A 14093-nucleotide genomic window follows, 5' to 3' on the forward strand; every position below is an offset into this window, starting at 1 on the left:
CTTTGTACAGGTTGCAGCGGCGAATGACAAAGCTTCTGCAATCAAGCGCGACCGCCTCAATCACAGGCGGGCCATGAGTTTTTCATCTTCGGAGCAAAAACCTATTTCCACTCACTCCCTGCGGGCAGAGAACACCTGCTTGACGACAATGCCTGCGAGCACGAGAGCGGCACCCAGCAGCGTGAGCAGCGAGGGCGCATCGCCGACGATTCCCCAAGCGGCGAAGATGCCAACGGGAAGCTCGCTGGATGCCAATACATCCGTTGCGTTGACGGCGGAAGCTAAAAAAGCGGCACCGGCTGCTAATACGTCAAACAGTAATGTCACGAAAGGTACGGTAGATATTACGGTACCGTCCGGTAAAGCTAATCAGGCCGTTCGCATTGTGGTTAGTGATGACAGTGGTTCCCGTACCGTATTTGACGGCAATGCACAACCGGGTGAACGTATTGTTAAAGATGTATCCGGCACGGGTCACGTACAGATTCAAGTATATTTGAACGGTGCTTTAGTACAAGATCAAACATTATAGGAGGACTATGAATACAGGCATTGTAATAAAAAATATGAATGGTTATTTTTACGTGCAAGATGAGCATGGCGAGGTTCACGAGTGTAAAGTGCGCGGCCGTCTGAAACAGGGCCGCTACTCCCTCTTGGTAGGGGATCGTGTCAGTTTTGACCCGGCCGGTACGATTGAAGGCATTGTACCGCGCCACAATCAACTGAAACGGCCTCATGTAGCCAATCTTGATCAGGTTATTTTGGTAGTAGCGGCTCATGAGCCGGATATTAACGAATTATTGCTTAATAAATTAATCATTATGATTGAACATGCCGATATTCCTTTAGTACTTTGTATTAATAAATATGACCTTCGTGATGAAAATACCTTAGCACTGGCCGATTTATATCGCCGCATTGGGTATACGGTGATTGAAACATCTACCCGAACCGGTGAAGGCCTTGATACTTTGCGAGAACAACTTCATCACAAAGTAAGTGCTTTTGCCGGACCATCCGGTGTAGGCAAAAGCAGTCTCTTAAATGCTATTGAACCGTCGTTTGCTTTTCAAACCGGTGAAGTAAGTGATAAAATAAAGAGAGGTCGTCATACAACTCGTCACGCATCGCTGTACAGTCTGGATGAAGATTCCTTTATTATGGATACACCGGGATTTAGTGCTATCGATTTCAGTGAGATTTCAGAGGAACGCTTGCCGTCACTCTATCCGGAATTTTTAGCTGCTGAATCAGGTTGTAAGTTCAGTCCCTGCTATCATGAGCATGAGCCTGTATGCGGCGTCAAAGACGCTGTTGCAGACGGTCGGATAGGGACGGGGCGTTATGAATCGTACTTAGTCATTCGCGATGAAATTCGCAGTCAAAGGAAATGGTGAAATTATGGTAAAGATTGCCCCTTCTATGTTATCCGCAGATTTTGCGCGTTTACAGGAAGAAATTAAAAGCGTTGAAACAAGTGGCGCTGATTTATTGCATATCGATATTATGGACGGTCATTTTGTGCCGAATCTTACCTTTGGTGCACCGGTAATTAAGGCATTGCGTGCACACACAAAGTTACCGTTCGATGTTCATTTGATGGTGACCAATCCGGCTGACTATGTGAAAACATTTGCCGATATCGGTACTGAGTATTTTACATTCCATGCGGAAGCGACACCGCACATGCATCGCTTAGTACAAGAAATTAAAGCTCATGGCATGAAAGCCGGCATTTCTTTGAATCCGTCGACACCGGTATCGATGCTCGAAGATATAGCGTCCGATTTGGACATGATATTAATCATGAGCGTTAATCCGGGCTTTGGTGGGCAATCGTTTATTCCTCATGCGGTTCGTAAGATTCAGAAGGCAAAAAAATTGCTTGCTTATTATGAAAATACCAAAGCTGTTGTTGAAGTTGACGGCGGCGTTAATTTAGAAACGGCACCACTCGTGCGTGAAGCGGGCGCTGATATTTTAGTGGCCGGTTCAGCTGTATTCGGTGCAAAGGATCGTAGTGAAATGATTCGTTCTTTGCGAGGTTAATAGTGAAGCTCCTGCTTGTCAGGAGCTTTTTCTTTGAAGTTCTTGCTAAACATGTGTTACTAAGGTTGATAAAATATGAAACTAGGAACAGATATTATTGAAATCGCTCGCATCGAACGAGCCGTGGCTAAAGATTCTTTTGCCAAAAGAGTTTACACCGGTCATGAACTTGCCTATGCCAAAAGTCGCGGCAAGCAAAAAGTGGCTTCCTTAGCGGGTATGTATGCGGCTAAAGAAGCATTTGTAAAAGCTTTAGGAATTGGTCTCAGGCTGGGTACTTTTCAAGACATAGAGATTCGACGCGATGAATATGGTGCACCCTTTATACAGTTAAGCGGTGTTTTTAAAGATATATTCAATCAAAAAGGGTTTACGTCCCTGGAAGTATCTATCAGCCATTGCCGAGACTATGCAGTGGCCACGGTAGTTGCACTTTAAAAAGTCAGTATCTTGGTATCTTGCAGTGTTAACCTGCTTATATAAAAGCGGTGTTATAGATGTCATGACTTAGCAGTAAGACATAAAGTCAGTGACGACATTTTATTTTAGGTAGAAAGGAGCTACTATGCGTATCTTAGCGAAGGAAGAGGCTAAATTCATCGATCAATGGGCTGTTGAAAAAGGCGGACTGCCTTTAGCGGTATTAATGGAAAATGCCGGCCGTGGTGTGGCGGAAGCCATTGTGGAAGCATTTGAAGAAATTGAATCACCCCTAGAGATTGTCATTGTTGCCGGTAAAGGTAATAATGGAGCGGACGGTTTGGTGGCGGCTCGACAGTTGGAAGAGTGGGGCCATGAAGTTCGTATTGTCATCCCCAATGATGACAGTCATGCTTCAGAACTTTTTGATCAACAAATGGCGGCTATTGATGCTTTGGAAATTCCGGTTTTAACAATTGAAGACGGCGATGTTTTTGAAGCGGCCGACGTGATTGTAGACGGTTTGGTAGGCACCGGTTTAACCGGCGAATTACGCGATTCGATTCAGGAAATCTTGGACCGCATAGAAGCTCATGTGGAAACCTATCCCGATACTTTGTTGGTAGCCATTGACGTTCCGTCCGGCATGAACAGCAATACCGGGGCTGTTGCCAATGGTACGATGGCCATGGATATAACGGTTACTTTTGGGGCTCCGAAGATTGGTATGTTACTGTATCCGGCTCGTTCCTATTGTGGCAATATTGCAGTTAAGGGCCTTGGTTTTTCTTGGGAAATGGCTTTATTGGATGATGATAACAAAAATTACCCAACGGAATTGATTACACCGGATTTAGTGGCTGCCTTATTACCGGAACGGGAAGAAACCGCTCATAAGGGAACGAATGGTCATACCCTGATTATCGGCGGTTCTGACGGTATGATTGGGGCTCCGCTTTTGGCAGCGGAAGCAGCGGTACATGCTGGTGCCGGTAAAGTAACCGCTGTAGTGCCATCGGATTGCTTAAAAATGTTACAATCCAAAATCATGCCGGAAGTGTTAACCGGATCCTTTGGCAGTTTATTGCATTTACGCATGCATGCTTCTGAAAAAGAAGCGGTCGCTATCGGACCGGGCTTTGGTCGCAGTGAAGAAAGTATGACGCTCGCTAAAACCTTTATTACAACTACGGAAGCGCCACTCGTTATCGATGCTGATGCACTTTGGGCAATCGGCAACATGGATACCATGGGTGACGAATTCAGTAAGCGCGATTTCCCGGCCATCTTAACACCGCATCCCGGTGAATTTGCTCGTTTAACCGGGCTTAGTGTGGAAGAAATTGAAGCAAATCGTGTAGAAACTGCTCGTCAATTTGCTTTAAAATATAAAGTCGTTTTGGTTCTTAAAGGGGCGCCGACGGTAGTTGCTTCACCGGAAGGCTTGGTAGCTGTAAACTACAGCGGCAATGAAGGTATGGGAACCGGTGGCATGGGCGATACCTTAACCGGTATTATTGCAGGGCTCTTAGGCCAGGGCCTCGAAGAATTGGAAGCGGCTATGGCTGGGGTATATCTCCATGGCGCGGCCGCGGATGCTCTTTACGAAGATAGAAACTTCGGCTACACACCGTCTGAAGTAAGCCGTCAGTTGCCATATACTATAACTGAATTATTGGATTTTGATGTGGAATAATGAGAACCCCGTTATTTAGCGGTAGCTCATAGTAAATAGGTGCCGCTAAATAACGATTGATTTATAACCACTGATCTTTAGCTACTCCTGGTTATGGTAGAATTGTTCTTTTTGTGTTTTAATTTGTTAGGTGAAGTATGCAATTGAATAATAAATTTTGGGCAAAATATTTAGCCATAGTTTTTGCCTTTTTAGTAAGTTTCTTCGCTCTTACCGGATGTAGTGAAGTTTCAGGATCTACAATTGGTGATAATTTTAATAAGATTTATCAAGCAATTTTAGACATAGGTGGTAATGGTACTAATGATTCTGAAACATTAGATGTGTATACTTTAGATATTGGTCAAGGAGATGCTCATCTAATTCGTGTGGGTAATGAATTTTCGTTAATTGATACCGGTGATGTAGATCATCGTGATAATCTTGTTGCCCAATTAAAAAAATACAACGTGAAGTCATTAAAAAACGTAATAATTACGCATCCGCACTCAGATCATTTAGGTGGCTTTCATGCACTTATTGATGCAGGGATTCCTATTGAACATGTGTATGATAATGGTATGAAATATAAAACTTCTGTGTATAATACATATGTAAAAGATACGGATAAGAAAAATTTAAAACGAATTGGTTTATATAAGGGAATGACAGTTGATTTAGGTAAAGATGCTCAGTTTGTTGTGTACGCGCCGGAAGAAGGTCAGTATATTATGGATAAAAAAGGCCAGCCGGATCCTAATGATAATAGTATTGTAGGTAAGCTTGTATTTGGTAAATTTTCTATGTTATTTACCGGTGATGCATCAAGAGCTGAAGAAAATAAACTGATTAAGGAAGAAAATACTAAATTATCCAGTCGCATATTAAAAGTAGGTCATCATGGCAGTGCAAGTTCATCTCAAAAGGACTTTATACGCTCTGTTCGTCCCGAAAAGGCTGTTATTTCCGTAGGCTTACACAATGATTATGGTCATCCTACGAGGGAAGCGTTAAATCGTTTAGCGGCTGAAAACGTTATGGTTTATACAACGGCTCAACAAGGCACAATTCGTATTCACACGGATGGTAGTACTTGGCAGGTAACAGCGGAACGTTAATAGTATCTAAGGATACAAAAATCAAATTGCATGCGTTGTTATTGGTTTTTTAGCAATAAATTTTCCATATTAAGAAATCTTGTCAAGTAAAAATTTAAAATTTCATAATAAGAACATACGCTCCTCGTTACTCTTCGAAACCCTTCTATATAGGCTTTGAGAGTAGGGGGAGCGTATGTTTGTTTTGTGAATGATATGTGAAAATACAGCAAAATCAAGGGGTCTCTGAAATCCTGTGGTATAATTAAGTGAACATGCCCAAGGCTTTAAGCCGATAGTTAGGCTTTTTGTACCGTTTATGGGTATATAAAAACGCACACAAAGATATTTAGAGATAGTTTGACCGGCCATTGTAGTGTGTGGCCATTGATAGGAGTGAGATTGTTGCGTAAAATATGGTTTGCCTTAGTAATGGCAGTAATGATTTTGCCTTTATGGGCTATGAGCGTCAGAGCGGCGGATGTGACAGATGTGACATGGGTAACGCGTTCTGATGCACCGATTCCGTTTGTACGTGTCGTTCTTAGTTTGACAGCACCGGTTGAAGCATCGGCTTCCATTAATAAAGCCGGTACTACCACAACCGTACAGCTTAAAAATGTAAAACTTAAAACCGATGATACGTCGATTACGATGGATAAGAATATCGTAACTAATGCAAAATTATCCCAAGACGGCAAGAATGTTAATGTTGTGTTGAACACACCTAAATCAATTGATGTAGGCGATGTTAACGTGTTTTCACTAAAAAAAGATAAAGCCAACAATCGTCCCGATCGTATGGTAATCGACATTCAGCAAAAAGGTGTAGCACCGCGTACTGTTTATTACGGTTCCGATAAGAATGTTAAAAATACGGCTACTAACAGTGCTACCGTAAAAACTGACAAAAAATCGAACACTAAAAATACATCCACTAAAACAACAAATACTAAAGCAACGGCCACTACAACACCTAAAAAGCCGACCGTTATCGCAACGGCCAGTCAGCCTAAGGCAGTGACAATCGACTATCGCACCAGTGGCGGTATTGCCGGTAAAGTGATTACCATTGACCCCGGTCATGGTGGCAGTGATCCGGGCGCTATCGGACCTAACGGGACGATGGAAAAAGACATTACTTTAGCTATTTCCAAGAAGTTGAAAGCGGCTTTGGAAGCTAAAGGGGCTAAGGTTAATATGACTCGTACCACTGACGTGGATGTGTATGGTCCGAATGCTTCCGGTCCTGATGAATTGCAGGCCCGTGTTGATGTGGGGACGGCTAATAAGTCCGATATCTTCGTAAGTGTTCATATTAACTCCTTCAGCAATCCGAATGTAGGTGGTATTTCCACATACTACTACGATAAAACTCAGTACGATACGCGTTTAGCTTCGCGCATTCAGGCAAAAATTGCCGATGAATCCGGTTTTGCCGGTGACCGCGGTATCCAACCGGGTAACTTATATGTATTGCGTCGTTCCCTCATGCCGGCTATTCTCTTGGAATTAGGTTTTATTTCCAATCCTAAGGAAGAAGCCCTTTTGAAAAAAGACGATGTACAACAACAATTTGCTGACGAAGTGGCAGCGGGTATTGAAAGTTATTTTAGGGGGTAAGCGATATGATACGTAATGCAAAATTATTTGTTACCACCCTCTTAGCGGTTATGGTATTAGTTGTAGCCGGATGCAGTCCTACAGCAAATGGCTCAGAACTCGGTGGCAACCAGGCAGTAGCAACCTCGAGCACGGCTAAATCTCAGAGCAATGCTAATACTGATAAAATGGCTCAAATGGTTATTTATGTACCACGTGATGACGGTAGAGGCGTGCGACCTCAGACAATTACGGTAGACAGAGATAAGAAGACGTTGAAATACGCAATTTCATTCCTCTTTGATGAAGACAGTCGCCAAAGCTATCCTGTATTCCCGAAAAATGTTGAAGTTAAAGACGTAAACATTAAAGACGGTTTAGCAAAGATTAATTTGTCTAAACAATTTCTTGACGGCGGCCAGGTAGATGGTTTGAGTGCCCAGCTTCGTTTGGCATCTATCATCAATACAGCTACCTCCTTTGACAATGTTAAAAAAGTACAGATATTGGTCGAAGGTAAGACTGTCAATCTGTACGGCGGTTATGATTTGAGCGAACCTGTGGGACGCATGGAACAACAAATCGTAAAATAAGCTGGAATAACAATTCTTAAATAAACTAAGCAACAAGACTTAAGTCATAAAGAGCAACAGTTGTGTCGATGAATCGATACAGCCGTTGCTTTTTTATTGATTTTAACGGTTTGAGTATAAAGAGCTTAACTATTGGCACTAAGCAGTTTAAGTGGCATCATGTAAGTATGTTGTTGCAAAATATGCTATAATAAATAAGATTCGAACATGAGTTACCTACGGAGGGAGAACGATGAAAGTATCCGAACGTGGCGAATTTGGCTTTATTGATACGATAAAATCCAATACAATAATAAATCCTGAAACCATTGTGTGCGGCATCGGTGACGACTGTGCGGTGTATCGCACTACGAACAATTATGACCAACTCATAACGACCGATATGATGGTAAAAGGTATACATTTTTCCGATAAAACGACAGCCCCTTATGATGTAGGCTATCGTTTAGGGGCGGCCAATATCAGTGATATTGCGGCCATGGGCGGTACGCCACGGCAGGCTGTAATTGCTGCCGCTATGCCGCCTGATATGGAGATTGCTTACATGGAAGCGGTGTATGAAGGCTTTAAGACAATTTGTCATACATACGGCGTAAACATTGTAGGCGGCGATACGGTGACAACTAAAGGCCCTTTGGTACTTAATGTAACCGTAGTCGGTGAAGTACCGGCCGGTGAAGCAGTGCTGCGCAGTGGTGCTGAAGCCGGTGATTTAGTGGTTGTTACGAATACAATCGGTAGTTCCGCAGCCGGCTTGGCCACCTTATTGGCGGACCTTGAGGGCTTTGATAGTATAAAAGATGTTCATCAGCGGCCAAAGCCTCAGGTTGCTTTAGGTAATTGGCTCCGTGAACATAGAGCAACATCTCTTAACGATATTAGTGACGGCCTTGGCAGTGAACTGAATGAAATTGCCAAAGCATCGAAGGTTAATATGTTAATTGATGAGGCGCTTATACCGCTTCACGATGAATTAATTGAGGCGGCTAAGGCATTAGGGTCTCATCCCTTAGATTGGGCTTTATATGGGGGCGAAGATTTTCAGCTCGTAGGCACGGTGCCGAGTAGTTTAGCCGATGCAATAAAAAAACACCCTCAGATTCACTGTATCGGCCGTGTAGTGGCAGGTTCCGGTGAAGTATGGCTTACTACTGCGGACGGTAAAGAACAATTGGTGGAAGCTAAAGGGTATGATCATTTTAAAAAGGAGTGACGGCAATGACGAATATTGCTTCTCAGAATAAAATAGCGACAATGGCATGTAAAACCCTTACTGTAGATGATACGGTAGCCTTAGGCCGTCAATTAGGCCGTTTTATGGTGACTATGGCCCGGGAGGACAGACCTTTATGTGTGGCGTTAATCGGTGATTTGGGAACGGGGAAAACCCATTTTTCACAGGGCGTGGCGGAAGGTTTTGGCGTTACGGAAGAAGTAACGAGCCCTACCTTTGCTTTAATGAACACCTATGAAACAGCGAATGGAACCTTGTATCATTTTGATGTATATCGCCTCGATGATGAATCGGAGCTTGAAAATATCGGCTTTGGAGAATTTACGGAGGATACCTTGAGCATCGTTGAATGGGCCGATAAGTTTCCTGATGCCTTACCGTTAGAAGTATTAGAAATTAGTTTAACTGCTGAAGCCGACGGCAGCCGTTTAAGTTCATGGCGGACGACCGAACTTTCAGAAGATGAACTTTTAGAGATTGGAGGAACCTATGTATTTAGGAATTGAAACGAGTAGCGCCGTGTCGAGCGTGGCTGTCATAGATGACCAGCGCCTAATCGGTGAATTGACAGTCCAAGCGGGACTTACGCACTCGGAACAGTTGGTGCCTCATATAGAATTATTGTTACAACAAAGTGGTGTAGCCAAAACAGCCCTTACCGGACTCGCTGTAAGCATCGGTCCGGGCTCCTTTACGGGTCTGCGTATCGGTATAGGTACGGCGAAGGCGTTGGCCTATGCCCTCAATATTCCCTTATTGGGCGTTATGACCATGGACGGGGTAGCTCATAATTTCTGGCAATTCAGCGGTGTCTTGGCCGTTATGGTGGACGCTCAAAAGAAAAACGTCTACGAAGGGCGTTATCGCTGGATAAACGGGCGTATAGTCTGTGAACAGGAACCGACTGTGAAAACTCGTGATGAAGCGCTGAAGGCTTTAGCAGCGCTGGATGAGCCGGTTATCTTAGCCGGTGACGGTATCATTAAATTCGGACATACTCTGGCTGATTACGGACCTAATTTGCAGCTGGCTTCACCGTCTTTACGTATTCCTAAGGCATCCGGCGTTTTGCTGGCTGCGTTACCTCGTTTCTTAGCCGAGGCGCCGGATGAAGCGGCCGAGGTAGTACCGTATTATATTCGTCGGTCCGAAGCGGAAGTCGTTTGGGATGCCAAACATCCTGAATTGGTTGCAGCCGGTAAAGTACCTAATCCGACAGTTGTCGTTACGGAAGCAGCTGAAGCTTTAGCTGCTGAGGTGAAACATCATGATTAATTTGCGCCGCGCCGAGGCGCATGATGCAGAGGCCATCTTTGACATTGAAAAAGCCTGTTTTTCCGTGCCTTGGTCCATGGAGGCCATTGAAACGGAATTGGCAGAAACAGAGCAGCGCATCTATATGGTTATGGAAGTAGATGATAAGGTAATAGGCTACGCCGGTGCTTGGTTGGTTCTCGATGAAGGTCAAATTACGAACATCGCTATTGCGCCTGAATATCGTCGTGAAGGCTATGGTGCCATGATGACGCGCAAATTAATCAGAGAATTGTTCAAAAAAGGTATGAACGAAATATTTTTAGAAGTACGTATTTCCAATGTGGCAGCCCTTACGATGTATCGCCGCTTAGGCTTTACTGTTAAAGGCTTACGCAAGGGCTATTACACAGACCCCGTGGAAGATGCGTACATTATGTCATTAATTAAAGAAGAGGAGGCCACGGTATGAAAGTATATACCTTAGCCATCGAAAGCAGTTGTGATGAAACATCGGCGGCTGTGCTGGTAAACGGCCGCCAAGTATTATCCAATGTTATATCCAGTCAGGTGCCGATTCATCAAAAGTTTGGCGGCGTGGTGCCTGAAATTGCATCCCGCCATCATATAGAGCAGGTGATTCCCGTAGTTGATCAGGCTTTGGCTGATGCGGGTGTAGCCTTAACCGATATTAATCATATCGGGGTTACCTATGGACCCGGTTTGGTAGGCTCTTTATTAGTCGGTGTGGCCGCTGCAAAAGGCTTGTCCTTTGCTACGGATATTCCTTTAATCGGTGTGCATCATATGGAAGGTCATATTTTTGCCAATTTCTTGGCGCATCCCGATTTAGAACCGCCATTTTTGAGTCTCGTCGTATCCGGTGGTCATACTATGCTTGTGGTAGTTAAAGACTACGAAACATTTGAAGTTCTCGGTCAAACCCGTGATGACGCGGCCGGTGAAGCATTCGATAAAATTGCTCGCGTCATGGGCTATCCATATCCGGGCGGCCCTCAAATTGAACGGGTAGGGGCCGAGGGTAATCCGACAGCCATTGAATTTCCTAAAGCTTTGCAGGAAAAAGGCAATTTTGAGTTTAGTTTCAGTGGTTTGAAATCGGCCGTTCTAAATTATCTAAATAGTGCTAAACAAAAAGGCGAAGCTATTAATGAAGCGGATGTGGCCGCTTCATTCCAACAGGCTATCATTGATGTATTGGTTGCAAAGACAATCGAAGCGGCCCATGCTACGGGGCAAACTAAAGTGACATTGGCCGGCGGTGTTTCAGCCAATCGTCATTTACAAGATGCCTTAGCCGCAGCTTGTGAAAAAGAAGGTTTCACCTTCTATCGACCAAGCTCGATTTTAGCTACCGATAATGCGGCCATGATTGGCTGTCGTGCCTACTATATGTCGTTAGCCGGTAAATTTGCCGACTTACATCTCAATGCGAAACCTTCGATTCCGTTGGGACAAACACCACCTTTGAAATCTATGCCCATATAATTAAATCAAGGAGCGGTACTTATGGTTATGAAATTACAGGACAGTGAAGTGCGGGATACATTAAAACTGCATACGGATTTATCCGAACCGCAGCAGCGTTTAATGCGCAATGTAGTTCGTTTACTGCCATTTGCCGCTTCATTGCCGCAACAAGATGTATGCGTATTTACGGCGGCGCAAAATGGCTATATTCTTGTTTTTGGTCATATCAAAGATTGGCCTCAGGCTGAGATTATGGCGGATATTCGTTTATTGAAACCTTATGAAGTAGGTCTTTGGCAGGATTTATTGTATACGGGCCGTTCAGTCAAAGACTTTATGGAGCGTAAACACGGGCAATTGGCACGCTTATTGGCCTTTCCTATTGTGGATAACGGCGGTAAATGCATCGGTGGTATCGCTATGCTTCATAACGGCTTGGAACCGCACGCTGATAGCGTTTTGCTGGATGCATCCGATATTTTAGGGGAAACCACTTATATGGCTATGATTGTGCCACAACAAAATCAAGCTGAACTGTATACACCACTGTCTTATCAAGACGGTATTATTATTTTTGACGAAGCAGGCATCATTCTTTACGCCAATGAAGCGGCGTCACATTTGGTAGACTTATTGGGCTTCGACAGGCGCCTGGTAGGTACATCCATTTACGGCGGATCTTTGAAGATGAGTTGGGTTAAACAGGCAATTCGCGATCATCGGGGTGCTGTGGCGGAAGAAATTTACGGCGATATTATCGTGGAGCAGACAATTTTACCCATTAATGCCGGCACCCGAGCGAAACGGAGCTTTTTGTTTTTAAAAGATAAAACCGCATTGCGTCGCAAGGAACAGGAGTTAATGGTTAAAAACTCCGTTATTAAAGAGATTCATCACCGCGTCAAAAATAATCTGCAAACCGTAGCCGGTTTACTGCGCATGGAAGCGCGTCGCTCCGACTCGGACCAGGTTAAAAAAGCACTTCAAGAAGGGGTCAGCCGTATTGAAAGTATGGCTCTCGTGCATGAAGTGATATCTCATTACGAAGAAGATTATATTGAACTTCGTACGATTGCGGAAGAATTGATTCGCTTGTTGAAACGGGCCTTGCTTTGCAGTGACGATACTATCCAGTGCGAATATGTAGGCGACAGCATTCTTTTATCGTCTCAACGGGCCGGATACGTGTCTTTAATACTTAATGAATTGATTTCTAATTGTTTTGAGCACGGTTTTGCCTGCATAGCGTCGGATGCAACGAGCAAACACGGCCATGTTGTGATAAAGGGTAATTTAACGGATGGTGTTATTACTTTAACCGTAGCAGATGATGGGCAAGGTTTGCCAGATAATTTTGACCTCAATGCATCCAAGCGTTTGGGGTTACAGATTATTCGCAATCTCGTGACCAATGAACTGGCCGGTACGCTTGAAGTTACAGGTGCGCCTAAGGAGGGAACAGTGGTAACGATAACGTTTCGTGAGTAGCATTAGCACGTAATAGTTAATACTCAGTTTTAGAAGAAATAAGAGAGAGGTTCAGTCTATGAAGGTTTTAATTGTGGATGATGAATCTTTGATTCGCATGGATTTACGTGATCAGTTGGAAGCGGCCGGTTACGAAGTAGTGGGGGAAGGAAAAAATGGTGTGGAAGCCTTAGCAAAGGCTAAAACATTGCAACCTGATGTAATTTTAATGGATGTGAAAATGCCGGAACTGGACGGCATTGAAGCAGCCCGGCAGATTCGCCATCATAATTGGGGCCCCGTAGTTCTTTTGACGGCCTATAGCCAGCAGGATCTTGTGAAAAAAGCGGGGGAATCCGGTGTTTACGGTTATTTAATCAAACCGGTTCGGGAAGATCAACTGGGACCTACTTTAGAAATGGCGTTTCACCGTTTTCAGGAAGATAGGCAGCTGAAGTCGGATATTGAAGGCCTTGAACAAAGCTTAGAAGAACGTAAATTGATAGCTCGTGCCACAGGTATCTTACAAGATTTATACAAAATAACGGAAGAAGCCGCTTATGAGCGTCTACGAGCTTATAGCATGGATAAACGAATAACAATTAGTGCAACCTGTGAAAAGATTATTGCAGCTGCCAAGAAACGTCGTGTGTAGTCACGGCGTTTTTTAGCATCCGTTATAAATAAATCATGCTAAAAAGATAAAATTTTAGTAAAAAGTCAAAAAATCAAAAATAATACTTGCAATTATTTTCAATTCGGCTATAATAATACTTGTAGTTAGCACTCGATGTTAGTGAGTGCTAATAAAATAAATAATCAAAACTACTAATTTAGACCTATTAGTACAAAGGAGAGATTAACAATGATGAAACCTTTAGGCGACCGTGTTATAATTCGTGTCCTTGAAAAAGAAGAAAAAACAAAAAGTGGTATCTTTTTACCGGATACAGCTAAAGAAAAACCTTCCGAAGGTGAAGTAATTGCTGTAGGTGCCGGCAAAGTATATGACAACGGACAGCGTGTTGCTCCTGAAGTAGCAGTTGGTGATAAAGTAATGTTCTCCAAATATGCAGGTACAGAAGTAAAAATTGATGGTGTTGACCATCTCGTAATTAGCGAACGCGATATTTTAGCTATTTTAGAAAAATAATATATCTACAATAACAACGATTCCCTAATTTATATATTCAATCAGATCTGCCGTA

Annotated in this window: 15 protein-coding genes and 1 pseudogene; all 16 read left to right on the top strand. The window is 43.6% G+C overall.

What is annotated here, in order from left to right; all coding sequences use genetic code 11:
• A pseudogene (locus E7204_RS02170) lies at nucleotides 1–532 on the top strand (hypothetical protein); the annotation flags it as partial.
• A 7-nt stretch (nucleotides 533–539) separates the two neighbouring features.
• A complete protein-coding gene (gene rsgA, locus E7204_RS02175) occupies nucleotides 540–1400 on the top strand; it encodes a ribosome small subunit-dependent GTPase A (RefSeq protein ID WP_295181123.1) in 861 nt (286 codons plus the stop codon).
• Nucleotides 1401–1404: 4 nt separating this feature from the next.
• Nucleotides 1405–2052 carry a ribulose-phosphate 3-epimerase gene (gene rpe, locus E7204_RS02180; RefSeq protein ID WP_247239784.1) on the top strand — a complete coding sequence of 216 codons (648 nt, stop codon included), beginning with the start codon at nucleotides 1405–1407 and terminating at the stop codon, nucleotides 2050–2052.
• Nucleotides 2053–2127: 75 nt separating this feature from the next.
• Nucleotides 2128–2490, top strand: coding sequence for a holo-ACP synthase (acpS, locus tag E7204_RS02185; RefSeq protein ID WP_295181125.1), 363 nt, complete (start codon nucleotides 2128–2130; stop codon nucleotides 2488–2490).
• 127 nt (nucleotides 2491–2617) lie between these two features.
• Entirely contained in the window at nucleotides 2618–4168 is a 1551-nt protein-coding gene (locus E7204_RS02190) for an NAD(P)H-hydrate dehydratase (RefSeq protein WP_295181127.1), read from the top strand.
• A 137-nt stretch (nucleotides 4169–4305) separates the two neighbouring features.
• Nucleotides 4306–5265, top strand: a complete 960-nt coding sequence (locus tag E7204_RS02195) for a ComEC/Rec2 family competence protein (RefSeq protein ID WP_295181129.1) — start codon at nucleotides 4306–4308, stop codon at nucleotides 5263–5265.
• A 411-nt stretch (nucleotides 5266–5676) separates the two neighbouring features.
• The gene (locus E7204_RS02200) at nucleotides 5677–6867 is read left to right on the top strand and encodes an N-acetylmuramoyl-L-alanine amidase (protein ID WP_295181131.1); all 1191 of its coding nucleotides are present in this window, start codon (nucleotides 5677–5679) and stop codon (nucleotides 6865–6867) included.
• A gap of 5 nt (nucleotides 6868–6872) precedes the next feature.
• Nucleotides 6873–7439, top strand: coding sequence for a GerMN domain-containing protein (locus tag E7204_RS02205; protein ID WP_295181133.1), 567 nt, complete (start codon nucleotides 6873–6875; stop codon nucleotides 7437–7439).
• Between the two features lie 232 nt (nucleotides 7440–7671).
• Nucleotides 7672–8652 carry a thiamine-phosphate kinase gene (thiL, locus tag E7204_RS02210; protein WP_295181135.1) on the top strand — a complete coding sequence of 327 codons (981 nt, stop codon included), beginning with the start codon at nucleotides 7672–7674 and terminating at the stop codon, nucleotides 8650–8652.
• A 5-nt stretch (nucleotides 8653–8657) separates the two neighbouring features.
• Nucleotides 8658–9179: a tRNA (adenosine(37)-N6)-threonylcarbamoyltransferase complex ATPase subunit type 1 TsaE gene (gene tsaE, locus E7204_RS02215; protein ID WP_295181137.1), complete on the top strand. Its 522-nt coding sequence runs from the start codon at nucleotides 8658–8660 to the stop codon at nucleotides 9177–9179.
• Nucleotides 9163–9948, top strand: a complete 786-nt coding sequence (gene tsaB / locus E7204_RS02220; protein ID WP_295181139.1) for a tRNA (adenosine(37)-N6)-threonylcarbamoyltransferase complex dimerization subunit type 1 TsaB — start codon at nucleotides 9163–9165, stop codon at nucleotides 9946–9948. The genes tsaE and tsaB overlap by 17 nt, the downstream gene beginning before the upstream one ends.
• A complete protein-coding gene (gene rimI, locus E7204_RS02225; protein WP_295181141.1) occupies nucleotides 9941–10399 on the top strand; it encodes a ribosomal protein S18-alanine N-acetyltransferase in 459 nt (152 codons plus the stop codon). The genes tsaB and rimI overlap by 8 nt, the downstream gene beginning before the upstream one ends.
• On the top strand, nucleotides 10396–11436 hold the full coding sequence (gene tsaD, locus E7204_RS02230; protein ID WP_295181143.1) for a tRNA (adenosine(37)-N6)-threonylcarbamoyltransferase complex transferase subunit TsaD: 1041 nt from the start codon (nucleotides 10396–10398) through the stop codon (nucleotides 11434–11436). The genes rimI and tsaD overlap by 4 nt, the downstream gene beginning before the upstream one ends.
• A gap of 21 nt (nucleotides 11437–11457) precedes the next feature.
• Nucleotides 11458–12906 carry a histidine kinase dimerization/phosphoacceptor domain -containing protein gene (locus E7204_RS02235; RefSeq protein WP_295181145.1) on the top strand — a complete coding sequence of 483 codons (1449 nt, stop codon included), beginning with the start codon at nucleotides 11458–11460 and terminating at the stop codon, nucleotides 12904–12906.
• A 58-nt stretch (nucleotides 12907–12964) separates the two neighbouring features.
• Entirely contained in the window at nucleotides 12965–13540 is a 576-nt protein-coding gene (locus E7204_RS02240) for a response regulator (protein ID WP_295181146.1), read from the top strand.
• A gap of 210 nt (nucleotides 13541–13750) precedes the next feature.
• The gene (gene groES / locus E7204_RS02245) at nucleotides 13751–14038 is read left to right on the top strand and encodes a co-chaperone GroES (RefSeq protein ID WP_127058128.1); all 288 of its coding nucleotides are present in this window, start codon (nucleotides 13751–13753) and stop codon (nucleotides 14036–14038) included.
• Nucleotides 14039–14093: the final 55 nt, after the last annotated feature.

Origin of the sequence: Veillonella sp., from assembly GCF_015058545.1 — a bacterium.
In the GTDB taxonomy this organism is placed as follows: Bacteria; Bacillota; Negativicutes; order Veillonellales; family Veillonellaceae; genus Veillonella_A.